General features: G+C 72.2%; 23 protein-coding genes and 1 pseudogene. 21 read left to right on the top strand and 3 right to left on the bottom strand.

Annotation, left to right across the window (positions count from 1 at the left end):
* Positions 1-150 precede the first annotated feature (150 nt).
* On the top strand, positions 151-654 hold the full coding sequence (locus tag AB0K00_RS30750; protein ID WP_363527218.1) for a hypothetical protein: 504 nt from the start codon (positions 151-153) through the stop codon (positions 652-654).
* Between the two features lie 181 nt (positions 655-835).
* Here AB0K00_RS30750 and AB0K00_RS30755 read toward each other — a convergent pair whose 3' ends face one another.
* Positions 836-1,639 carry an IclR family transcriptional regulator gene (locus AB0K00_RS30755; RefSeq protein WP_363527221.1) on the bottom strand — a complete coding sequence of 268 codons (804 nt, stop codon included), beginning with the start codon at positions 1,637-1,639 and terminating at the stop codon, positions 836-838.
* A 79-nt stretch (positions 1,640-1,718) separates the two neighbouring features.
* On the opposite strand from AB0K00_RS30755, the gene AB0K00_RS30760 reads away from it, so the two are divergent.
* The 18 genes from AB0K00_RS30760 to AB0K00_RS30845 all read left to right on the top strand — a co-directional run bounded on the left by AB0K00_RS30760 (position 1,719) and on the right by AB0K00_RS30845 (position 19,536).
* Positions 1,719-2,747, top strand: coding sequence for a cupin domain-containing protein (locus tag AB0K00_RS30760; protein ID WP_363527224.1), 1,029 nt, complete (start codon positions 1,719-1,721; stop codon positions 2,745-2,747).
* Complete coding sequence (locus AB0K00_RS30765) at positions 2,744-3,604, top strand: fumarylacetoacetate hydrolase family protein (protein ID WP_363527227.1); 861 nt, start codon at positions 2,744-2,746, stop codon at positions 3,602-3,604. Before AB0K00_RS30760 ends, AB0K00_RS30765 begins: the two co-directional genes overlap by 4 nt.
* A gap of 38 nt (positions 3,605-3,642) precedes the next feature.
* Entirely contained in the window at positions 3,643-4,425 is a 783-nt protein-coding gene (locus AB0K00_RS30770; RefSeq protein ID WP_363527230.1) for an IclR family transcriptional regulator, read from the top strand.
* Between the two features lie 188 nt (positions 4,426-4,613).
* Positions 4,614-5,873, top strand: coding sequence for an FAD-dependent oxidoreductase (locus tag AB0K00_RS30775; protein ID WP_363527233.1), 1,260 nt, complete (start codon positions 4,614-4,616; stop codon positions 5,871-5,873).
* Between the two features lie 50 nt (positions 5,874-5,923).
* The gene (locus AB0K00_RS30780) at positions 5,924-7,006 is read left to right on the top strand and encodes an ABC transporter ATP-binding protein (RefSeq protein ID WP_363527236.1); all 1,083 of its coding nucleotides are present in this window, start codon (positions 5,924-5,926) and stop codon (positions 7,004-7,006) included.
* Positions 7,003-8,784 (top strand): iron ABC transporter permease, encoded by a 1,782-nt coding sequence (locus AB0K00_RS30785; RefSeq protein WP_363527239.1) that lies wholly within the window; start codon positions 7,003-7,005, stop codon positions 8,782-8,784. Before AB0K00_RS30780 ends, AB0K00_RS30785 begins: the two co-directional genes overlap by 4 nt.
* Complete coding sequence (locus tag AB0K00_RS30790; protein WP_363527242.1) at positions 8,781-9,917, top strand: ABC transporter substrate-binding protein; 1,137 nt, start codon at positions 8,781-8,783, stop codon at positions 9,915-9,917. The genes AB0K00_RS30785 and AB0K00_RS30790 overlap by 4 nt, the downstream gene beginning before the upstream one ends.
* 14 nt (positions 9,918-9,931) lie before the next feature.
* Positions 9,932-10,984, top strand: a complete 1,053-nt coding sequence (locus tag AB0K00_RS30795) for a cupin domain-containing protein (protein WP_363527245.1) — start codon at positions 9,932-9,934, stop codon at positions 10,982-10,984.
* Between the two features lie 13 nt (positions 10,985-10,997).
* Positions 10,998-11,306 (top strand): hypothetical protein, encoded by a 309-nt coding sequence (locus AB0K00_RS30800; RefSeq protein ID WP_363527248.1) that lies wholly within the window; start codon positions 10,998-11,000, stop codon positions 11,304-11,306.
* A gap of 3 nt (positions 11,307-11,309) precedes the next feature.
* A complete protein-coding gene (locus AB0K00_RS30805; RefSeq protein ID WP_363527251.1) occupies positions 11,310-12,452 on the top strand; it encodes a Rieske 2Fe-2S domain-containing protein in 1,143 nt (380 codons plus the stop codon).
* Complete coding sequence (locus tag AB0K00_RS30810) at positions 12,433-13,110, top strand: class II aldolase/adducin family protein (protein WP_363527253.1); 678 nt, start codon at positions 12,433-12,435, stop codon at positions 13,108-13,110. Before AB0K00_RS30805 ends, AB0K00_RS30810 begins: the two co-directional genes overlap by 20 nt.
* A complete protein-coding gene (locus AB0K00_RS30815) occupies positions 13,097-14,347 on the top strand; it encodes an ethanolamine ammonia-lyase reactivating factor EutA (protein ID WP_363527254.1) in 1,251 nt (416 codons plus the stop codon). Before AB0K00_RS30810 ends, AB0K00_RS30815 begins: the two co-directional genes overlap by 14 nt.
* A gap of 70 nt (positions 14,348-14,417) precedes the next feature.
* Positions 14,418-15,422, top strand: coding sequence for an amidohydrolase family protein (locus tag AB0K00_RS30820; RefSeq protein WP_363527257.1), 1,005 nt, complete (start codon positions 14,418-14,420; stop codon positions 15,420-15,422).
* Between the two features lies 1 nt (position 15,423).
* Entirely contained in the window at positions 15,424-16,440 is a 1,017-nt protein-coding gene (locus AB0K00_RS30825) for a hypothetical protein (RefSeq protein ID WP_363527260.1), read from the top strand.
* 151 nt (positions 16,441-16,591) lie between these two features.
* A complete protein-coding gene (locus AB0K00_RS30830; RefSeq protein WP_363527262.1) occupies positions 16,592-17,254 on the top strand; it encodes a 4-carboxy-4-hydroxy-2-oxoadipate aldolase/oxaloacetate decarboxylase in 663 nt (220 codons plus the stop codon).
* On the top strand, positions 17,251-17,898 hold the full coding sequence (locus tag AB0K00_RS30835) for an RraA family protein (RefSeq protein ID WP_363527265.1): 648 nt from the start codon (positions 17,251-17,253) through the stop codon (positions 17,896-17,898). The genes AB0K00_RS30830 and AB0K00_RS30835 overlap by 4 nt, the downstream gene beginning before the upstream one ends.
* A gap of 103 nt (positions 17,899-18,001) precedes the next feature.
* Positions 18,002-18,601, top strand: a complete 600-nt coding sequence (locus AB0K00_RS30840) for a 4-carboxy-4-hydroxy-2-oxoadipate aldolase/oxaloacetate decarboxylase (RefSeq protein WP_363527268.1) — start codon at positions 18,002-18,004, stop codon at positions 18,599-18,601.
* Positions 18,598-19,536: a PDR/VanB family oxidoreductase gene (locus AB0K00_RS30845; RefSeq protein ID WP_363527271.1), complete on the top strand. Its 939-nt coding sequence runs from the start codon at positions 18,598-18,600 to the stop codon at positions 19,534-19,536. The genes AB0K00_RS30840 and AB0K00_RS30845 overlap by 4 nt, the downstream gene beginning before the upstream one ends.
* 307 nt (positions 19,537-19,843) lie before the next feature.
* Here AB0K00_RS30845 and AB0K00_RS30850 read toward each other — a convergent pair whose 3' ends face one another.
* Positions 19,844-20,446 carry a PfkB family carbohydrate kinase gene (locus tag AB0K00_RS30850; RefSeq protein ID WP_363527274.1) on the bottom strand — a complete coding sequence of 201 codons (603 nt, stop codon included), beginning with the start codon at positions 20,444-20,446 and terminating at the stop codon, positions 19,844-19,846.
* 113 nt (positions 20,447-20,559) lie between these two features.
* A pseudogene (locus AB0K00_RS30855) lies at positions 20,560-20,784 on the bottom strand (PfkB family carbohydrate kinase); the annotation flags it as partial.
* 125 nt (positions 20,785-20,909) lie between these two features.
* On the opposite strand from AB0K00_RS30855, the gene AB0K00_RS30860 reads away from it, so the two are divergent.
* Both AB0K00_RS30860 and AB0K00_RS30865 read left to right on the top strand, forming a co-directional pair.
* Positions 20,910-21,728: an endonuclease/exonuclease/phosphatase family protein gene (locus AB0K00_RS30860; protein WP_363527277.1), complete on the top strand. Its 819-nt coding sequence runs from the start codon at positions 20,910-20,912 to the stop codon at positions 21,726-21,728.
* Positions 21,729-21,882: 154 nt separating this feature from the next.
* Positions 21,883-22,566 (top strand): alcohol dehydrogenase catalytic domain-containing protein, encoded by a 684-nt coding sequence (locus tag AB0K00_RS30865; protein WP_363527280.1) that lies wholly within the window; start codon positions 21,883-21,885, stop codon positions 22,564-22,566.
* The last annotated feature ends 23 nt before the right edge of the window (positions 22,567-22,589 follow it).

Consider the following 22,589-nt stretch of genomic DNA (forward strand, 5'->3'; position numbering starts at 1 on the left):
GCCGTGACGACCGTGCCGCGGGCGTCACGGAGGCCCGGCGAACCCAGACGCCAGCAGCTTTGCATTGAGAACGATCTATGGTAAAAATCTTCCGGGCCGGCCTCCTTGTCGCAAATAGTTACCCCTGTGCTGCGAACCAGGAGATGCCTCATGTCAACGACCCGTCACACCGTGCGCCGCCGCATGCTCACGGTGCTCCTCGCCACCGCCGCCGCGCTCGCCGTCGTGCTCGGATTCGGCACGCCCGCGTTCGCGGTCAGCCACTCCAGCGCCGCCTCGCAGCTGCGGGCGGCCGGGATCGGCTGGACCTCGAGCGGCAACTGCAGCGACCGGAACAACGCCACGTGCACCTCGTTCGAGGGCATCCGGCAGGCGAGCATCAGCGGCATCATCACGTTCAAGCGGGCCAGCGGCTGCGCCATCACGATCACGGCCGGCACCGAGACCGGGCACGCCGGCGGGACCTACAGCCATTGGAACGGCTACAAGCTCGACATCGCCAAGACCTCGTGCGTGAACGGCTACATCACCCGCTCGTACACCTATGTCGGCTACATCGCGGGCTGGGGATACCAGTACCGGGCCGCCTCCGGCAACCTCTACACCGACGAGGGCAACCACTGGGACATCACCTACTACACCTGCGGCTGCTGACGTCCGTCGACCGCTTGCGGCGCCCACGGCTGCGCACGGCCGCGGGCGCCGGCCGATCGGCCAGGCACCGTCCGGCGTGGACCGGCCTCGGCGCGCGTGCCGGGCCGGTGGGCGTTCCTGGCGGGTCCTGCCCGCCGGTCGCTCGCCGTCCGGCACGTCGTGCCGGAGTCGCGCGCGTCCGTCACGTCACCGGCCCGGCGGCGAGCGGCTGGTGGCGCACCGCGTCCTGGATCGCGGCCGCGGCCCGCAGCACGGCCGGGGCGATCGTGCGCACGACCTCGCGGCTGGTCATCCGGGACGCCGGCAGGGCCACGGCCACGCCGGCCAGCGGCGCGCCCACCAGGTCGGCCACGGCGGCGCCGACCGCGCAGATCCCGGTCTCGGCCTCCTCGGAGTTGATCGCGAAGCCGCGGCGGCGGATCTCGCGCAGCTCGCCCTCCATGGCCGGCCAGTCGGTGACCGAACCATCGGTGCGGGCGGTCAGTGGCTGTCCGGCGAAGCGGCGCTTGAGGTCGGCCGGCGGCAGGGTGGCCAGGATCGCCTTGCCCGACGCGGTGCAGTGGGCGGGCATCACCAGGCCGGTGCGCGAGCCGACGCGGACCGAGCGCGGGCTCTCCATGCAGTCGATGAACCGCACCGTGCGCCCTTCGAGCAGCACCAGGCTCGTGGTCTCCTGCGTCTCGTCGCGCAGCGCCTCCAGGACCGGCTGAGCGAGGCGCCGGATGTCGATGCGGCCGATCGCGGCGAGGCCGATCTCGTTGAGCGCCGGCCCGGGGCGGTAGGGGCCGTTGGGGCGGTCCTGCAGGACGAAGCCGCGCTCGCGCAGCGCGGCGAAGAGGCGGTGCGCGGTCGAGCGGCCGACGCCGAGGAGGTCGGCGGCCTCCGAGACGCGCAGGACGCGGTGCTCGCCGACGAGCTGGAGCAGGAACAGCGCGTTGTCCACCGAGCTGGATACCGCCGGCAAGCGGGTCAGGGTGTTCGACATAGAGGAACAGTACGGCGGTGTTCTTCCGAAATAAAGAACACGACTCTACGGTCATCCTTGACCGAACGAGGGAGGCCGCGTGACGACAGAGACCGTCCGGCTCGACGAGTTCTACGCGGACCTTGCCCGCGCGGACCTCGCGCCGCTGTGGAACATCACCGAACACCTGCTCACCCCGCAGCCCCGGCCGCGGGCGGTGCCCTGGCTGTGGCGCGGCGACGTGCTGCGGCCGCTCGCCGAGCGGGCGATCGAGCTGGTGCCGGTCGAGCGGGGCGGCGAGCGACGGGTGCTGAGCCTGGCCAACCCCGGTCTCGGCGGCCGTCCGTATGCGGCCGGAACGCTCTGGGGTGCGCTGCAGGCGCTCGGGCCGCACGAGTCGGCGCCCGCGCACCGGCACACCCCGGGAGCGATCCGGTTCGTGCTCGACGGCCGGGGCGTCTTCACCACCGTCGACGGCGACGCCTGCGACATGCGGCCCGGCGACCTCGTGCTCACCCCCGGGTGGGCCTGGCACGACCACACGAACACCGGCAACGGCCCGATGTTCTGGTTCGACGGCCTGGACCTGCCGATGATCGAGGCGCTCGACGGGGTGTTCTTCGAGGAGTACCCGGCGCTGCAACAGCCGCAGCAGGAGCCGCACAACCGGTCGGAGACCACGCACGCAAGCCGCGGCTCGCGCACGGTGCCCGGCCGGTCCGAACGGCTGGACCCCAGCCCGTCCCCACTGCTGGTGTACCGCCGCGAGGACACCGACGCCGACCTGACCCGCCTCGCCGGGGAGTCCGGTGCCGCCCACGTGTCGGTGGAGTTCGTCAATCCCCGCTCCGGCGCCAGCGTGCTGCCCACGCTGGCCTGCCACATGCATCGGGTGTCCGGGGACGGGACCGCGACCCGCCAGTCCGGCAACCAGATCTTCGTCGTCTACCAGGGTGCCGGTCACTCCGTCATCGCCGGCGAGCGCTTCGACTGGGCACCGGGGGACATGTTCGTCGTGCCGTCCTGGCTGCCGGTCTCGCACCACGCGGCCGGGGCTGACCTGTTCAGCATCGACGACAGCCCGGTCCTGCGCGCGATCGGCATCTTCCGGCGGGAGGCAGTGGCGTGAGGCTCGCCCTGTTCGACGACTACCGGCTCGGCATCGTGGATGGCGACCGCGTCCGGGACGTGACCGCGGCCCTGCCCTACCCCCACGATCCGGATCCGCTCACGGCCGGCTGGTGGCGCGCGCTCTGCCGCGACTTCGCCGACCTGAGCGCGACGCTCGCCGGCGCCGATGGGCCCGAGCACGCCCTCGCGGACGTCCGGCTGCGCGCGCCGGTGCTGAACCCGTCGAAGATCATCGCCGCGGCGAGCAACTACGCCGAGCACGTCGCGGAGATGCACGGCGTCCAGGAACGCACCCTCGGTGCCGTCGAGGCCTGGATGATGTCCTTCGACGTGTTTCTCAAGGCGACTTCCTCGATCGCCGGCCCCGGCGAGGACATCGTGCTGCCCGCCGCCGTGGTGGCCGCCGGGCACGAGATCCACCACGAGTCCGAGCTCGTCGTCGTCATCGGGACCGGCGGGCGGGACATCCCGGTCGAAACCGCCCTCGAGCACGTGTTCGGCTACACCGTCGGGCTGGACATCACCGTGCGCAGCCCCGCCGATCGGTCCCGGCGCAAGAGCTACGACACCTTCAGCCCGCTCGGCCCATGGGTCAGCACCACCGCGGACGTGCCCGATCCGCAGGCGCTCACCATCGACCTGACCGTCAACGGCGCGACCCGCCAGCACGTGCACACCGCCGACATGCTCACCGGCGTGGCCGAGATCGTCGCGTACGCCTCCGCGTGCATGACCCTGCTGCCGGGCGACGTGGTGTTCACCGGCGCCCCGCCCGGGGTCGGCCCGATCGCGGCCGGCGACGACCTGCGCGCCACGATCAGCGGCCTGGGCGAGTTGCACAGCCGTGTGCGATGAGTTCTGCTCCACCGAATGCTGATTGGTAGCATGCCGCCATGGCGAACGACATAGTCGCCGCGGGCAACGGCCTCGCCTCGGTCGACAACGCGCTTCGCCTGCTGGAGATGCTCGGCGAGCGGCAGATCCTGCGCGTCGCGGACGCCGCCGAGGAACTCGGGGTGGCCCGCTCGACGGCGCATCGGCTGCTCAGTGCGCTGCGCCAGCGGGACTTCGCGATCCAGGACCGGCCCAACGGCGCCTACCGGGCCGGTCCGGCGCTCAACAAGATCGGCATCGCGGCGATCAACCGCATTGACGTGCGCCGGCTGGCGCAGCCGGTGCTGCAGGAGTTGCGCGACGCCACCCTCGAGACGGTCAGCCTGGCGCTGCTGGAGGGCGACACGGTGCGCTTCCACGACTGCCTGGAGGGCACCCAGTCGGTGCGTGTCGGCGACCGGACCGGCATGGTGCTGCCCGCCCACTGCACCGCCGCGGGCAAGGCCATCCTCGCCGAGCTGGCACTGCCGGACCTGGAGCGGCGCTATCCGGGCCGGGCGCTCGGCGCGAACACGCCGTTGTCGGTCGCCACCTGGCCCGATCTGCTCGCCGAGCTCGACGTCATCCGGGCGACCGGCTTCGCCTTCAACTTCGAGGAGGGCGAGTCCGGCATCAGTGCCGTGGCCGCCGCTCTGCCCGAACTCGCCGGTTCGCCCCGCGCGGCCATCGCCGTCGTGGTGCCGGCCGGGCGGATGCCCGACATGTCACGGGCCGAGGCCTTCCTCGGTCCGCTGGTCGCCGCACGCGACGGCATCCGCGTGCGTATGCAGGCCGCCCTCTAACCGCGCCTGCGCATGCAGGCCGCCCTCCACAGGGCGGGCGCATGCAGGCCGCCCTCCAACAGGGGAGCCCCGCCCGGCCGGCCCGGGCGGGGCTCTTTTGTGTCCGTGTTGTGAAGCGTGAATTCCATGTAGCGGAATGGCTGCGGGAGTTCTTGTCGCCTACCGGAAGCCGTCCTAGCGTTCCGGCCATGGGAACAGGGAACACCACGCACGGACTGCCGGTGGTGGTCGTCGGCGGCGGGCCGGTCGGAATGACCGCCGCCGCGATGCTCGCCGAGGCCGGGGTGCCGGTGGTCGTCATCGAACGCCACCCCGAGCCGCAGACCGACTGGCGCGCCTCGACCTTCCACGCCCCGACGCTGGAGCTGCTCGACCGCATCGGCGTGACCGGGCGAATGCACGACGAGGGCCTCGTGGTCCCGCAGTACCACTTCCGTGACCGCCGTGCCGGGCTCGTCGCCGCGTTCGACTTCTCGCTGCTGGGCGACGAGACGCCGTACCCGTACCGGCTCCAGCTCAACCAGCAGCACCTGGTGCGCATGCTGCACGAGCGGCTCACCGGCCGGGCGGTGTTCGCGTTCGGCACCCGCGCGCTCGCCGTCACCGACCACGGCGACGAGGTGGCCGTGACCGTCGAGACCGGTGGGGCCGTCGAGACGTGGCGGGCCGCGTTCGTCATCGGCGCCGACGGCGCCGGCTCCACGATCCGCCGCACCCTCGGCGTCGCGTTCGAGGGCTTCACCTACCCCGAGCGCTTCCTCATCGCCAGCGTCGCCGACGACCTGCGCAGCCTCATCCCGGACCTGGCCGACGTCAACTACGTCGCCGACCCCGAGGAGTGGCTGTTCATCCTGCGCACCTCCGAGTCCTGGCGCGCCGTGTGGCCGGTCCCGGCCGACGTCGAGGACCCCGCCTCGGCCGCCGCGGTCCAGGCCGGGCTGCAGCGCATCGCGCACCACCCGGACGGCTACCAGGTGCTCGACACCCAGCTCTACAACGTGCACCAGCGCGTCGCCGCCCGGTTCCGAGCCGGGCGGGTCGCCATCATCGGCGACGCCGCGCACGTCAACAGCCCCATTGGCGGGGTCGGGCTCAACAGCGGCATCCACGACGCCATGGACCTCACCACCCGGCTGATCCGGTCGCTCGGCACCGGGCCCGCGCTGGGCCACGACGGCACCGCCCTGGACGCCGAGCTCGACGCGTTCGACACGGTCCGGCGGCTGGTCGCGGTCGAATACGTGCAGGCCGACACCCAGCGCAACACCGACCGGCTCAAGGAGCGCGACGAGGACCGCCGCCGCCGCGCCCACGACGAGATGCGCGCCATCGCTGCCGACCCGGAGCGCGCCCGCGCCTACATGCGCCGGGCGTCGCTGCTGGAGAGCGTGCGCCGTTACGGCATCGGCGAACCGGTCAAGACCCGCACCGTTGAGGGGATTTCATGACATCCGCCCCTTCCACCCCGATAGTGGCGAAAAGTGCAGAGAATGAGGTCATGGCCCACCTGACCCTCCGCGGGGTCACCCGGCGCTTCGGGGACGTCGCCGCCGTCGACGGCGTCGACCTGGACCTGCCCAGAGGCGAGATCTTCGCGCTGCTCGGCCCGAGCGGCTGCGGCAAGAGCACCACCTTGCGGATGATCGCCGGACTGGAGCGCGTCGACGCCGGCACCATCGCGATGGCCGGGCGCGCCCTCGCCGACGGTGCCACCGGCAAGGCGCTGCGGCCGGAGAAGCGCAACATCGCCATGGTCTTCCAGTCCTACGCCGTGTGGCCGCACATGACCGTCGGGCAGAACGTCGAGTTTCCGCTGAAGATGCGCGGCGTGGCGAAGGCCGAGCGCCGCCGCCGGGTCGCCGACATCCTCGAGGTCACCGGCCTCGGCGCGGTCACTGGGCGCTCCGCCGCGATGCTGTCCGGCGGCCAGCAGCAGCGCGTCGCCCTCGCCCGAGCCCTGGTCTACGCCCCGGACCTGCTCCTGCTCGACGAGCCGCTGTCCAACCTCGACGCCAAGCTGCGCACCCAGATGCGCCACGAGATCCGTCGTCTCAACCGCGAGCTCGGCACGACGATGCTCTTCGTCACCCACGACCAGGACGAGGCGCTCTCGCTGGCCGACCGGGTGGCCGTCATGCACGGCGGCCGGGTCGAGCAGGTCGGCGCGCCGACGGAGCTGTACGAACGCCCGGCCACCCCGTTCGTCCGCGACTTCCTCGGCCGCGTGGTCATGGTCGAGGGCATCCTCGCGCGCACCCCCGGCGGTGTCCGGGTGCTCCTGGACGGCGCCGCGCACGTCGACCTCGCCGCCGCCACCGACCTCGCCGACGGGGACAAGGTCGCCCTCTACTGCCGGCCCGAGGACCTCGACATCCGCCCCGCCCTGTCCAGCCCGGCCGTCCCGAACGAGCTGCGGGGCGTGGTCGAGTCCGCGGCGTACCTCGGCGACAGCATCGAGTACATCCTGCGCATCGGCGCCGGGACCGCCGTGGTCACCGGCGGTCGGCACGCCCCGTTCGCGCTCGGCGACACCCTCGCCCTCACCGTTGATCCCGCCCGGGCCACGGTGTGGCCGCGGTGACCGCCGTGCTGAACCGGCCCGCGCCGCCCGCCGCCGGCACCCCGCCCCGCCGCCCGCGCCGGCTGTCCTGGCGCGCCCTGCTGGCCCTCGCCGCGGTCGCCGCCGTCACCCTGGTGCCGATCACGCTGCTGTTGCTCAACAGCCTCAACGTCGCCGCGCCGGGCCAGCCGACCAGCTACGGCCTGGACAACTGGCGCACCGCCTTCGCCGACCCGACGCTGCGCGACGCCGCCTGGAACACCGTGCGCCTCGCGGTGCCCCGGGTCCTCATCGGCCTGGTCGTGGCCACGGTGCTGTCCTGGCTCATCGCCCGCACCGACCTGCCCGGGGCCAGAGCCGTCGAGGTCGCGTTCTGGTTCGCGTTCTTCATCCCGTCGCTGTCCATGACGCTCGGCTGGATCCTGCTGCTCGACCCGGCCACCGGCGCGGTCAACCAGGTCCTGCGCGCGGCGTTCGGGGTCGGCGCCGACGGGCAGGGGCCGCTGAACATCTACAGCTACTGGGGCATCATCTGGTCCCACCTCTCCGCGACCACCGTGCCGATCATGACCATCCTGCTCATCCCGGGCTTCCGCCGGATGAACGCCGGGCTGGAGGAGGCGGCGCTGCTCAGCGGGGCGAGCCGGTGGCAGACCGCGGCCCGCATCACGGTGCCGATCATGCTGCCCACCATGCTCGGCGCCGGGCTGCTGGCGTTCATCTACTCGCTCAAGGCGTTCGAGATCGAGCTGCTGCTCGGCACGCCGATCGGCATCAACGTGTACTCCACCCAGATCTACGAGTGGATTCGCGGCAACCCGCCGGAGTACGGCATCGCCACCGCCCTGGGGGCCGTGTTCATTCCCGTGCTGGTGCTCCTCGCGGTCCTGCAGCGGCTCGCGGTGCGGCGGCGCAACTATGTCACCGTCACCGGGCACTCCTTCAACGACGAGCCGGTGCGCCTCGGCCGGGCCGGACGCTGGGTGGCCGGCGGCCTCGTCTGGCTGTATGTGCTCATCACCACCGTGCTGCCGGTCGCCGCGATCATCACAGGCTCGTTCATGCGTCGCTTCGGCTTCTTCGACATCCGCGAGCCGTTCACCACCCGGCAGTGGCACACGCTGTTCAACGACAACCTGTTCCTCTCCGCGATCGGCAACAGCCTGCTGCTCGGGCTCATCGCCACCGTGCTCGGCATCGCCGTGTACTTCGCGGTCGGCTACGCCATCGTGCGCAGCCGGCTGGCCACCCGCGGCGGCATCGACGTCATGGCGTGGCTGCCGGCCGCCATCCCGGGCATCCTGCTCGGGCTCGGTCTGCTCTGGCTGTACCTGGCCACGCCGCTGCGCACCGTGCTCTACGGCAACGTCCTCGGCCTCACCATCGCCGTGGTCATCAGCCACATGTCCACCGGCACCCAGCAGATCAAAGCCGCGCTCATGCAGGTGAACCCCGACCACGAGCACGCCGCCCGGCTCGCCGGCGCAGGCTTCCTGCGCGCCAACCGCCACGTCATGCTCCCGCTGCTCGGCCCGTCCGTGGCCGCGGCCGGCATCCTCACGTTCCACTCCGCCGTCGGCGACATCAGCACGGTGGTCCTGCTCAGCAGCCAGAACTCGCGACCACTGTCGATCCTGCTGCTGGAGTACAGCACCAGCGGAGCGTTGGAGCAGGCCTCCGCGCTCGGCGTGGTCATCAGCGTCCTCACCGTCTCCGTCGCGCTCGTCGCACGGGCACTCACCAGCGGCCGTCTGCGCCGCCGTACACCCCCCGCTGATCGGAAGAAGGCCCAGTCATGACCCGACGCCCCTGGCGGGCCGGCGCACTTGCCGCCCTCGCCGCCTTAGCCATCTCCACCATGGTCGCCTGCGGTGACGACGCCGGCGACGACACCCCCGTCGCCGCGTCCGGCTCCGGCACCGGCTGCATCCCGCCCACCGACGCGCTCGTCGCCGCGGCCAAGACCGAGGGCAAGGTCGTCATGTCCGGCCCGCCCGACCAGAACGTCCGCGAGCAGTTGCCGGCCGCGTTCCAGAAGGCGTACGGCATCAGCGTCGACTACATCGGCACCGGCGGCTCCGACAACGCCGCCCGGCTGCGCTCCGAGCGGCAGGCCAACATCTACTCCCAGGACGTGTTCGTCGGCGGTGGCGAGACGATGGCCAACACCTACAAGGCGTCCGGGTGGCTGGGCTCGCTGAAGGACACGCTGCCCGCGTCGGTGCAGTCCGCCGACCAGTGGCGGCAGGGCTCCACGCCGTTCATCGACCCGGACTCCAGCATCCTCAAGATCAGCGAGTACGTGTCGCTGCCGTACGTCATCAACACCAACCTGGTCAAGGACGAGCCGAAGACCTGGAAGGACCTGCTCGACCCGAAGTACACCGGCAAGATCCTCATGATCGACCCGCGTAAGTCGGGCGGTGCGGTGTACAACGTCGGCATGTTCCTGGCCGACCCCGGCTACGGCCAGGACTACGTCACGAAGCTCTACCACGACCAGAAGCCGGTGTTCAGCAGCGACTCCCGGCAGGGCGTCGACGACGTCGCCAAGGGCAAGTACGCCATCGGCATCGCGTTCGGCCAGGCCGACGTCGCCACCGCCGCCGCGGACGGGCTGCCGATCAAGGTGATCGTGCCCGACCTGCTGCAGATCACCAGCGGGTTCGGCTACCTCGCCGTCGCCGACAAGATGCCGCACCCCAACGCCGGCAAGCTGCTCGCGTCGTGGCTGGCCTGCAGCGAGGGCAACAAGGTCTGGAACGACGCGTACGGCTCGGTCAGCACCCGCACCGACGTGCAGCCCGCGACCGACACACCCAAGTGGGAGATCCCGGACCGCGCGGTCAAGTACTTCGACGCCAGCAACTGGGACTTCCTCACCAAGGGCCGCAATGACGCCACCAACCTGGTGAAGACCGTCATCGGATGATGAAAGAGCGCCTCATGACCCAACCCGACCTGCCGTCCATCCAGCGGCCCACCGCCTACGAGACGTGGCTCGCCGACGAGGGGCTCGGCGTCATCGCCGGGCTGCACATCGAGGACCTGCGCACCGTCGAGCTCGGCGACTGGGCGCGCCGCGGCTGCCGGGCCGTCGTGGCCCGGCTCGAGGGCGCCGAGGACGTCAACGACGCGCACATCATCGAGCTCGCCCCGGCCTCGTCGACCGAGCCGGAGCGGCACCTCTACGAGGAGCTCGTCTACGTCGTCTCCGGCCGCGGTACCACCGAACTCTGGAACGGCCAGGGCGACCGCAGCACATTCGAGTGGCACGCCGGGAGCCTGTTCTCGGTGCCGCTCAACGTCTTCAGCCGGCACCACAACACCAGCGGCAAGGAGCCCGTCCGGTTCTACTCGGTGACCAGCGCCCCGCTGGTGATGCGGCTGTTCCACAACCGGGAGTTCATCTACGGATGCGACTTCGACTTCACCGACCGGTTCGGCCCGCAGTCATCGTTCGCCGGCGACGGCACCGCATACCAGCGTCGCGTCTGGGAGACCAACTTCATCCCCGATGTCGCCGCGATGGAGCTCAAGGCGTGGGACGCGCGCGGTGCCGGCGGCACGAACATCATGCTCGAGCTCGCCGACAGCAGCATGTGCGGGCACATCTCGCAGTTCCCGGTCGGCACGTACAAGAAGGCGCACCGGCACACCGCGGGCGCGCACGTCATCGTCGTGGACGGCGTCGGCTTCTCGCTGCTGTGGGCCGAGGGCGACCCGATGCAGCAGGTGCGTTGGAAGGCCGGCTCGGTCGTGGTCCCGCCGGAGCGCTGGTTCCATCAGCACTTCAACACCGGCACCACGCCCGCGCGGTACCTGGCGCTGCGCTGGGGCTCCAAGAAGTACCCGGTGTTCCGCAACTACCAGATCGACAAGCCGACCACCCAGGGCGGCGACCAGATCGAGTACGAGGACGAGGACCCGGCCGTGCGCGCCATGTTCGAGGCCGAGCTGGCCGGCAACGGTGGGCAGAGCCGGATGGCCGACGTCTGATGGTCACCGTCTGATGGGCGTCCTGCCGCTGCGGTTCGCCGACGAGTTCCGGCTCGCCGGCGACCCGCAGACCCTCCTCATCGACTTCTGGAGCTTCCTCAACGCCAGCCAGTCCGCGCTGGACTGGAGCCCGGCCGCGGACCGCGCCTGGGATCACCTGGAGGAGCTGGAGCTGGAGCTCGAGGACGGCGAGCCCAGCACCAACTGGCTCGCGGCCACCGCGGCCCGCTGGTGCGCCGCGGCCGACGGGTCCGAGCGGGCGCTCCTGCGCGGCGAGGCGGGCCGGATGCTCGCCGAAGCCCTGTCCACGAAAGGATCGTGAAGCATGCTCAGTGCCGAGCAGAATGCGTTTCTCACTCAGGTCGGCCCGGGGACCCCTGCCGGCGAGCTGCTGCGGCGGTACTGGCACCCGGTCGCCGTCGCCGACGATCTCTCCGAGGCTCGCACCAAGCGGGTGCGGGTGCTCGGCGAGGATCTGGTGCTGTACCGCACCGACGAGGGCACCTACGCCCTCGTGCAGGAGGCGTGCGCGCACCGGCGGGTCTCGCTGTACTACGGGTTCGTGGAGGGCTGCGCGATCCGCTGCCCGTACCACGGCTGGCTCTACGATCAGGACGGCCAGTGCCTGGAGCAGCCGTTCGAGCAGGACAACCGGCGCGCCCGCGAGCGGGTCCGGATCCCCGCATATCCCGTGCAGGAGTACCGCGGCCTGCTGTTCGCCTACCTCGGCCCCGGCGAGCCGCCGGTCCTGCCGCGCTGGGACGTGCTGGAGCGCACCGACGGGCAGCTGACCCTGTACGTCGAGGAGGACCTGCAGTGCAACTGGCTGCAGCCGATGGAGAACGCGGTCGACACCGTGCACACCTACTGGCTGCACGGGCACACCATGCACCTCAAGGGCATCGACAAGGGCAAGTACTACTACCGGCCGATCGAGAAGTACGGCTTCGAGCTGTTCGAGTGGGGCATCATCAAGCGCCGGGTGTACCGCGACGTGGGCACCGGCGACGTCGAGGAGGAGACCGGGCACCCGCTCGTCTTCCCGAACATCCTGCGGCTGCCGGAGGGCCCACGCCAGGCGCTGCACTGGCGGGTCCCCGTCGATGACACCCGCACGATGCTCTTCCGCGCAGGGCTGCTGCCGAGCAAGGACGGGTCCACAGTGGACGGCCCGCCCGCCGTGGAGCGCGTCCCGCGGGAGGTCGACGTGAACGGCGACCACGCCATGACCACGTTCTCCAGCCAGGACCGGATGGCCTGGGAGACCCAGGGCGAGGTCTACGACCGCACGCTGGAGAACCTCGGCGCCGAGGACAAGGGCATCGCCATGTACCGCCGGCTGCTGCGCGAGCAGATCCAGCGGGTCCAGGCCGGGGAGGACCCGATGGCGTTGATCCGCGACCCGGAGCGGGCGGTCGTCAACTTCGAGGTGTCCAAGGGACAGGCCCGTGCCGAATACGTCGGCTGAGCGGATCGCGCTGGCGTGCCGCACGCTGGGCCGGCTCGGCCTGACCCGCGAGCCGGCCGGGCACGTCAGCGTCCGCGACCCGGACGGGCGGGTGCTCATCAAGTCCCGCGGCGCCGACGAGTCGGGGCTGCGCCACGCCACCGCGGCCGACATCGTCGACGCCGCCGCCGGGACCGGGGTGCCCCGGGAGGTGTTCATCCACACCGCCGTCTACCGGGCCCGCCCGGACGTCGGCGCGGTGGTGCACATCCACCCGCTCACGCCCGTGCTCTTCTCGGTGACGGACACCCCGCTGCTGCCGCTGGCCGGGGCATACGACCCGCTCGCGCTGCGCCTGCTGCGCAAGGGCATCCCCAGGTACGAGCGCAGCATCCTCATCGCCGACGACGCCCTCGGCGACGAGCTGGCCGCGACCCTGGGTGACGCCGACGCGTGCCTCATGCGCGGCCACGGCATCACCGCGGTCGGCGCGGACCTGGAGGAGGCCGTGGTGAACGCGATCAAGGTGGACGAGATCGCCGAGCTCAACTACCGCGCCCGGCTGCTCGGGCAGCCCCGGCCGCTGGACCCGGCCGACCTCGACACCTTCGGGGACCCGCCGGCGCACGTGCGCCGGCAGCACTACCGCTCGGCCTGGCGGCAGTATGCCGGCGAGTGACGGCCTCCCCGACGACATCGTCCTCACCAGCGCCGGTGCCGACATCGGCTCGGCCACCACGCACTTCGTCTTCTCGCGGATCCTGTTGCGCCGCACCGGGTTCACCGCCCGGCACGAGGTTGCCGGGCGGGAGATCCTGCACCGCTCCGAGATCGCCGCGACCCGGTTCGACGGCGACTACATCGACGCGGCCTTCGTCGAGGACGCCTACGCCGCCGCGCTCGCGGCCGCCGGACTGTCCACGGTGGACATCGACACCGGAGCCGTGATCGTCACCGGTGCGGCGGCCCGCACGGCCAACGCGCGCAGCGTCGCCGAGGTCTTCGCCCGCAGCGCCGGCGGGTTCGTGTGCGCGGTCGCCGGCGACCATCTCGAGGCGGTGCTGGCCGCGCACGGCTCCGGCGCCGTGGCCGCGTCCCGGGCGGACGGCACCCGGGTGCTCAACGTCGACATCGGCGGGGCCACCACCAAGCTCGCGGCGGTCGAGCGCGGCGTGATCACCGCGACGGACTGGGTGCCCGTGGGTGCCAGACACACCGCCGACCCCGGCCCGATCCTCACGGCCGCGGCGCGTCTGGGCCGCTTCGACGCCGTGCGCTGCTCCGGCGGGGTCGCCGAATACGTCTACGGCCGCGAGACCCGCGACTTCGGCGACCACGGCCCGGCCCTCGCCGCGGCGCTGCTGGACCGGGCGGGAGCGCTGCCCGGGCCGCTGGTCGAGGCGCCGCTGGGCATCCGGGCCACGGTGATCGGCGCCGCCCAGCACACCGTGCAGGTCAGCGGCAGCACCGTGCTCGCCGACGCCGTGCTGCCGCTGCGCAACCTGCCGGTGTGCCCGGTCGACGCCCCGATCGGCGACGCGGCCGGCACCCAGCGCGCCGTGCGGGCCGCGCTCGACCGGCTGGACCCGGCCGCGGCCCTCGCTGCGGCGCTCGCGCTGCGCTGGGACGGGCCGCCGAGCTACGCCCGGCTGCGGGCCACCGTGGACGGCATCGGCACCGCGGCCGGGCGGGTCCGCGGGTCGGACGCGCCGCTGTGCCTGCTCGTCGACGGCGATGTCGGGCGCACCCTCGGCGTGCTGCTGCGCGACGAGTTCGGCTGGCGCGGCCCGGTCGTCGCGGTCGACGGGGTCGAGGCGCAGGCGCTGGACCTGGTCGACATCGGCCTGCCGTTGCCGGGCTCCACCGTGCTGCCGGTGACCATAAAGTCGCTGATATTCCACTCACAGGAATTCTGACATCGTTCATTCCGGCATCAGGTCATGCGTGCCTACCCTGCCGGTACCACCTCACGAGAGGCGTCATCCGATGTACATCGACGTCCACGGGCACATCAGCGCCCCCGCAGAGCTGTACGCCTACAAGGCGGGGCTGCTCGCGCACCGCGGCGCCCACGGCCGCAGTGGCGCGGGCCTGGACAAAGACCAGGTCGCGGCGGCCCTCGACGCACCGAGCAAGAGCTTCGGCGGCGTCTCGCACCGCCGCCACCTCGACGACGCCGGCATCGACCTGCAGCTCGTCTCGCCGCGGCCGTTCCAGATGATGCACAGCGAGTCGCCCGCGAAGCTCGTCGAGTGGTTCACCGCCGAGACCAACGACGCCATCCACCTGGCCTGCCAGGTCGAACCCAGGTTCCGCGGCGTCGCCGGGCTGCCGCAGAGCATGGAGCTCACCCCGGCCGCCTGGACCGCCGAGCTGCGCCGCTGCGTCACCGAACTCGGGTTCGTCGGCGCGATGCTCAACCCGGACCCCTGCGAGGGCCTCGCCCAGCCGCCCGGGCTCGGCGACCGGTTCTGGTACCCGGTCTGGGAGGCGCTGTGCGAGCTCGACGTGCCGGTGCTCATCCACTCCGCCGGATGCCGGCCCCCGGCCCGGGAGAGCTACTCACTGCACTTCGTGCAGGAGGAGACCCTCGCCGTCGTCGGCCTGCTGCAGTCGGCCGTGTTCAAGGACTTCCCGGATCTCAAGGTCATCGTCTCGCACGGCGGCGGCGCGATCCCGTACCAAAAGGGCCGCTTCTACGCCTCCGCGGTCCGCCAGGGGATCGCGTTCGAGGAGCAACTGCGGCAGCTGTACTTCGACACCTGCCTCTACACCGCCGACGCGATCGAGCTGCTGATCCGGACCGTCGGAGCCGACCGGTGCCTGTTCGGCAGCGAGAAGCCCGGCACCGGTTCGGTCCGCGACCCCGCCACCGGCCGCTGGATCGACGACATCCACCTGCTCATCGGCGACATCGCCTGGCTCACCGACGCCGACCGCGCCCAGCTGTTCGAAGGCACCGCCCGCGCCCTGTTCCGGCTGGAGCACTGACGTGGCCACCCTGGCCCTCGGCGCCGGCACCTCCCACGGCCCGCTGCTGAGCACCCCACCGGAGCAGTGGGGCCTGCGCGGCGGCGCCGACCGGCGCAACCCCGCCCTGGCCTACCGCGGCCACGACCACACCTACGACGACCTCCTGGCCCTACGGGCGCCGGGCTTCGCGGGGGAGTGCAAGCCCGAGGCCCAGGCGGCCCGGCACGCCGCCTCCCGCCACGCGATCGACGAACTCGGCGCCATCCTCACCGGCGCCGACCTCGACGCCCTCGTCGTCGTCTCCAGCGACCACAAGGAGGTCTACGGCGACGAACTGCTGCCCCAGTTCGCGTTCTACTGGGGCGAGAGCATGCGCCACGAGCCGTTCACCCAGGCGGCGCTCGACGCGATGCCGCCCGGCCTCGCCGTCGCCGAGGTCGCCAACGTGCCCGCCGAGCCGACCGTCCGCCGCGGCCACCAACCGCTCGCCCGGCACCTCATCCGGGAGACCTCCGCGGCCGGCTTCGACCCTGCCGCGTCGCTGACGCTGCCCGCCGGCCGCTACGGCGACCACGGCATCCCGCACGGCTGGGGCTTCGTCTTCCAGCAGCTGCTCGGCGGCGGCGACACTCTGCCCGTGGTCCCGCTGTTCGTCAACACCTTCTGGCAGCCCAACCCGCCCTCGGCGGCCCGCTGCTTCGACTTCGGCGTCGCGCTGGGCGCCGCGATCGCGAGCTTCCCCGCCGACCTGCGCGTCGGTGTCGTCGCCTCCGGCGGCCTGAGCCACTTCGTCGTCGACGAGGAACTCGACCGCGCCTTCCTCCAGGCCCTCGCCGACCGCGACGCCGCCCACCTGCGCGGGCTCGGCGACGATCTGCTGCGCTCCGGCACCTCCGAGCTGCGCAACTGGATCGTCGTGGCCGGGGCGCTGCACGCCTCGCCGCTGCGCCCGCGGCTGCTGGCCTACGAACCGTGCTACCGCACCGAGGCCGGCACCGGCTGCGCCATGGCGTTCCAGACGTGGGAGCCGGCATGAGCGGGCCGGAGCGTAGCGGAGGGGGCGGCATGAGCGGGCCGGAGCGTAGCGGAGGGGGCGGCATGAGCGGGCCGGAGCGTAGCGGAGGAGCCGTGAATCAGGGGCTCAGGTTTGGCTCAGGCCGACGCCGGAGCGCAGCGGAGGTGGCGGCGTGAGCGCCGGTTCGCTCCTGGCACGGCTGCGCGCCCTGGACGTGTGCGCGGTCTCCGACGCCCTGGACACCCTCGGCCTGCCCGGCGTGACGCTCGGCCCGCGCCCGGTCTGGCCGAACCGCACGGTGGTCGCCGGGCTGGTCCGCACCGTGCAGGCAGGCCCGCGGCAGGGCCCCGGACCGTTCGACCACATCGCCGCCCGGGCCGTCGACGACTCCGGAGCCGACCACGTCCTCGTCATCGCCAACGGCGGCCGGCCCGACGTGTCCTGCTGGGGCGGCATCCTCACCCGCGCCGCGCAGCAGCGGGGCATCGCCGGGGTCGTCGTCGACGGCGCCTGCCGCGACGCGGGCGAGGCCGAGGAGCTCGGATTCCCGGTCTTCTCCCAGGCCGTGGTGCCCGTCAGCGCCCGCGGCCGCATCGTGCAGCTCGCCATGGACGAGCCCGTCACCTTCGCCGGGCACCCCGTGCACCCCGGCGACTACGTCATCGCCGACGTCAACGGCGTCGCGTTCGTCCCCGCGGCCCGCGCCGCGGACGTCGTCACCCTCGCCGAGCGCATCGCCGCACGGGAGGCGGCCATGGTCGCCGACGTCCTCGCCGGCCGTCCCGTGACCGCCGTGATGCACGACTCGCAGTTCCCCACCCTGGAGCCCTCATGACCTCCGAGCACCCCCTGGCCGCGTTCTCGACGGCCACCATCTCCGACGGACTCGACCGCCTCGGCCGCCCCGGCTCCCTGCACGGGCTCGCCGGGCTCTTCCCCGGCACGAGACTCTTCGGCCGCGCGTTCACGGTGCGGTACGTGACCGCCGGGCACCCCGCCGGGACCGTCGGCGACTACCTCGACGACGTGACACCCGGGTCGGTCGTCGTCCTGGACAACGCCGGGCGCACCGACTGCACTGTCTGGGGCGACATCCTCACCGCCACGGCCCACCAGCGCGGTGTGGCCGGCACCGTCATCGACGGCGTCTGCCGCGACGTGGCCCGCGCCCTCGGCACCGGCTACCCGATCTACAGCCGGGGCCGGTTCATGCGCACCGGCAAGGACCGCGTCGAGGTCTCCGACACCGGCCGGCCCGTCACCATTGGCGGCGTCCAGGTCGCGCCCGGCCAGCTCCTGGTCGGTGACGAGGACGGCGTCGTGGCCGTGCCCGCCGACGTCGAAGAGCGCCTCGCGGCCATCTGCGCCGAGATCCACGAGCGGGAGGCGGCGATCCTCGCCGACGTCCTCGCCGGCGACACCATCGCCGCCGCACGTGCCCGGCACGGCTACCACGCGCTGCAGCGGGCCGGCTCATGACCGCCGCACCGCTGGCCGCCGGCCACCGCGGCGCCGCGGCGAGCCGTCTCATGACCGCCGCACCGCTGAACGCCGGCATCGCGACGCCACGGCGGGCCGTCTCGTGAGCGCCGCATTGCTCGCGCTCGGCACCGCGACGCTGTACGAGGCCTCGGGGCTCGACTGCATCCTGCCGCACCGCATCCGCCCCGCCTGGCCCGGCGCCGCGCTCGCCGGCACCGCGCTGACCGTCTCCGCCCCACCCGGCGACAACCTCGCCCTGCACCTCGCCCTCGAACACGCCGAGCCCGGCGACGTGCTCGTCGTCGACGGCGGCGGCGAGCCCTTCGGCTACTGGGGCGAAGTCCTCGCCGAGGCGGCCCTGGCCCGCGGCGTGACCGGCCTCGTCATCGACGGCGGCGTCCGCGATGTCGAACGCCTCCGCGACCTGCCGTTCCCAGCCTTCAGCACCTGGACGGCGATCCGCGGCACCGTCAAGCACGCCACCGGCCCGATCGGCGCGCCGCTGCCGTTGGGCGCCGTGACCGTCTACCGCGGCGACATGATCGTCGCCGACGCCGACGGCATCGTCGCGCTCCCGGCCGCCGAGCTCGCCCGGATCACCGCCGCCGCCGAGGCACGGGCCTCAGCCGAGTCCGAATACCTGCGGCGTATCCGGGCCGGAGCGTCCACCATGGACATCTACGGGTTCGGCCGGCCATGAGCGGCGACGTTCAACGGCTGCGGATCACCCAGGTCACCTGGGAGGCCGACGCGGTCCTCTCGCTGCGCCTCGCCGAGCCGTCCGGGGCACCCCTCGCGCCGTGGCGGCCGGGCGCGCACATCGACCTGCGGCTGCCCAGCGGCCAGCTGCGGCAGTACTCACTGTGCGGCGACCCGGACGACCGAACCTCGTACCGGATCGCGGTGCTGCGGGAAGAGCAGGGCCGGGGCGGCTCCCGCGAGATCCACGAGACCGCCCTCGCCGGCCGGATCCTCGAGGTGCTCGGGCCGCGCAACCACTTCGAACTCACCGCGGCGCCGCGCTACCTGTTTCTCGCCGGCGGCATCGGGATCACCCCGATCCTCACGATGGCCCGCGCCGCCGCCGCTGCCGGGGTGCCGTGGACGCTCTGGTACGGCGGACGAAGCCGCTCGGCGATGGCGTTCACCGCGGAACTGCCGAGCGGTGCAGTGCACCTGCATCCGCAGGACACCGGGGGACACCTGCCACTGGCCGACATCGTCGCCGCCACCGCCCCGGACACGGTCGTCTACGCCTGCGGTCCCGCCCCGATGCTCGACGCCGCGGCCGCCGTGTGCGCGACCACCGGAAGGGAGCTGCACCTCGAGCGCTTCACCGGCACCGCCACAGCGCCCCCGGCCGGTGGGGACGCGTTCGAGGTGGAGCTGCGCCAGAGCGGGATGGTGCTGGTGGTACCGCCGCAGCGCTCCCTGCTCGACGTGGTCCTCGACGCCGTACCGGATGCGGCGTACTCCTGCCAGGAGGGCTACTGCGGCTCCTGCGAGACCAAGGTCCTCGCCGGCATCCCCGACCACCGCGACACCGTCCTGTCCGACGCCGAACGCGAGCGCGGCGAGGTCATGATGATCTGCGTCGGCCGCGCGCGCTCGCCCCGACTCGTCCTGGACCTCTGACGGCGGTCGGAGGCGCTGTTGCATTCCGCGTTGCGCACCCGGGCACGGACTTCGGCATGATCGAGGGCAGCGTTGAGCAGTGATGTCTCCAAGCCGCTGGCTGTCGTCGCCGCCACGGTCAGCGTTCGTCGGGTCCCGAGCACTGCATTGGCCGAGACCGCATCCGGCGCGACCCGCCGTCGCCGCACCCGGGCACCAGCGTCGCCATCACCACTCGTAGCGGCGGCCAGCACGACCGGCCGTCTGGTTCGCATGTCGCCTGCAGTGCCCCACCTGCGGTGGACGGCACACATGATCCGACCGGCGGTCACCCGGTCGTACCCGGCACGTCGATCCCGGCCCGGAGCCAGGTGAGGCCGCGCAGATCCGGGCGGCCGCCCGGATACCCGACCGTGGCAGCGGATGCGGCGACCGCACGTCTGGCCGCTGCTGGGACCGGATCGCCGCGCAGCAGTGCGACGGTCAGCGCCGCCACGAAGGCGTCGCCGCCTCCGGTGGTGTCGACCACGTCGTCGTCGCCCAGCGGCAGCACGAGACTCTCGACCCGGGACCCTGGAGCATCGCGCCACACGAACAGGTTGCCGTCGGTGAGCGCGAGCGCCACGACCGACGGTCCCACGTCCAGCAACGATCGGGCGGCTGCGAGCAGCTGTTGCGGGTCGTCGGCCGGCACGCCGGTGAGCAGCTCCGCTTCGGTGGTGTCGGCCCGGACCACGTCGGCGGCTGCCAGCAGCGCCTCGCGGTGCTCGGCTGGCGGTGCGCCGTCCAGCACCACCAGCGCGCCGGCGTCGGCGCCGCGCCTGGCGGCGGCGAGCGTCGCCTCGGCTGGCTGCTGCAACTGCACCAGCACCGCGTCGGACGTCGCGAACAGCGGTCCGGCTGCGGCGATGTCATCGGCGGTGAGCAGCACCTGCTCGGGAAGGTGCTCGAGATATCGCCAGCGGTTCGGTGGTTCGAGGACTCCACGATGAGCCCGGTCTGCATCCCCCGCCGGCGGACGACCCCGTCCACGTCGACGCCGTCGGCATGCGCCTGCACGAGCAGCGCGTCGCCGGTAGCGTCATCACCGGCGACCGCGACGAGCGCGGGGCGGGCGCCGAGCTGGGCGAGGGCCACGGCCTGGTTGGCGCCTTTGCCGCCGAGCAGCTCACGGCGTTGCCGCACGGACCCGGAGCTGCCCACGTCCGGGATTTTGTCCAGTACCAGGACGAGGTCCCTGGCCAGCTGACCGACGACGGTGACCTTCATGCGCGCATCTGTACCCAGCCGGGCGCGGCTGATGTTTGGGCAGCCGAAAGCTGAGGTACAGAATCGATGTGCCGGAGTTGGGAGACAGCGTGCCGGGCGGTGCGCGTCCAGCACACGTGAGGGTCATGACGCTCAATCTGCTGTCGCCGGAGCACGGTGACTGGAATCGTCGCCGCCCGCTGCTACGGGCCGGGCTCGCGGACCTGGGACCGGATCTGATCGCGTTGCAGGAGACGGTCTGGGGCGACGGTTACGACCAGGCACTGGACCTGCTCGGCCCCGACTATCACATCGTCCGCCATTCCGGGCGCTCCGCCGACGGCGTCGGTGCCGCCTTCGCCAGCCGGTGGCCGGTCGGCGCGGTCCGTGAACTGGATCTGCATGTCACCGACCGGGTGGACCTGCCGTGGTGCGCGGCGGTGGTCGCTGAGATCGAGGCGCCACCGCCGGCTGGGCCGCTGCTGTTCGTCCACCACAAACCGGCGTATCAGGTCGGCTACGCCCACGAGCGGGAGCTGCAGGCGGTGGCCTGCGCCCTGTTTGTGGAGGAGCAGCTGGCCGGCCGGGACCGGCATGTGGTGTTGGCCGGTGACTTCGACGATCCGCCCGATGCCGCCAGCGTCCGGTTCTGGACCGGGAAGCAGTCCCTGCTGGGTGTCAGCGTCGCGTACCGAGATACCTGGGCGGCGGTGCATTCCGACGATCCGGGGCACACGTTCACGCCGTTGAACCCGCTCGAGCGGGCCGGCGAGATGTCGTTGGAGCTCGGCCGTCGCATCGACTATGTCATGGTCCGCTGCGGCATCCACGGCCCGACGCTGGACGTCATCGACTGCCGGCGGGTCTTCGACGAACCGGTCGACGGAGTATGGGCGAGTGACCATTTCGGTGTGATCGCGGACCTGGCGGTGCCCGAGCATCCGCCCGGTGCCTGGCTGCGCTGACACGCACTCCGTCTCGCTCGGCCTTCCACGCCGGCGCGCTCGTGAAGCTCCGCAGCCTGGCCCGACGGCCGCCTCTGGCGACGTTTCCGCAGCGCACCCCCGGGTAGCGGACAGATAGCGGCGACGGCAACTGCGCCAGGTGGGAGAGAATGCAGTGAAAGCGGTTGTGTGGCACGGCAAACGGGATGTGCGGGTCGACACGGTGCCGGATCCGGTCATCCAGGAATCCAACGATATCGTCATCCGCGTCACGTCCAGCGGGATCTGCGGTTCAGACCTGCACCTGTACGAGGTGCTCGGGCCGTTCATGGCGGAGGGCGACATCCTCGGGCACGAGCCGATGGGCGTGGTCCAGGAGGTCGGTTCGGCGATCACCCACCTGCGCGTCGGCGACCGGGTCGTCATCCCGTTCAACATCTCCTGCGGGCACTGCTACATGTGCCGCCAGGGGCTGATGACACAGTGTGAGACGACGCAGGTCCGCGCCGAGGGCAAGGGCGCCGCGTTGTTCGGCTACACCCGCCTGTACGGTCAGGTGCCGGGCGGGCAGGCGGAGTACCTGCGGGTGCCGCAGGCGCAGTTCGGGCCGGTCAAGGTGCCGGACGGGCCGCCGGACGACCGGTTCGTGTATCTGTCGGACGTGCTGCCGACGGCGTGGCAGGCGGTGCAGTACGCCGCGGTGCCCGACGGCGGGACTGTCGCGGTGCTCGGGCTCGGCCCGATCGGGGACATGGCCACGCGGGTGGGGCTGCACCTGGGGTACCGCGTGATCGGCGTGGACCTGGTCCCTGAGCGTCTGCAGCGGACGCGGGCGAACGGTGTCGAGGTCTCGATCTGACCGCGCACAACGACGTCGCCGAG

Origin of the sequence: Dactylosporangium sp. NPDC049525 (assembly GCF_040676755.1) — a bacterium.
Lineage (GTDB): Bacteria > Actinomycetota > Actinomycetes > Mycobacteriales > Micromonosporaceae > Dactylosporangium.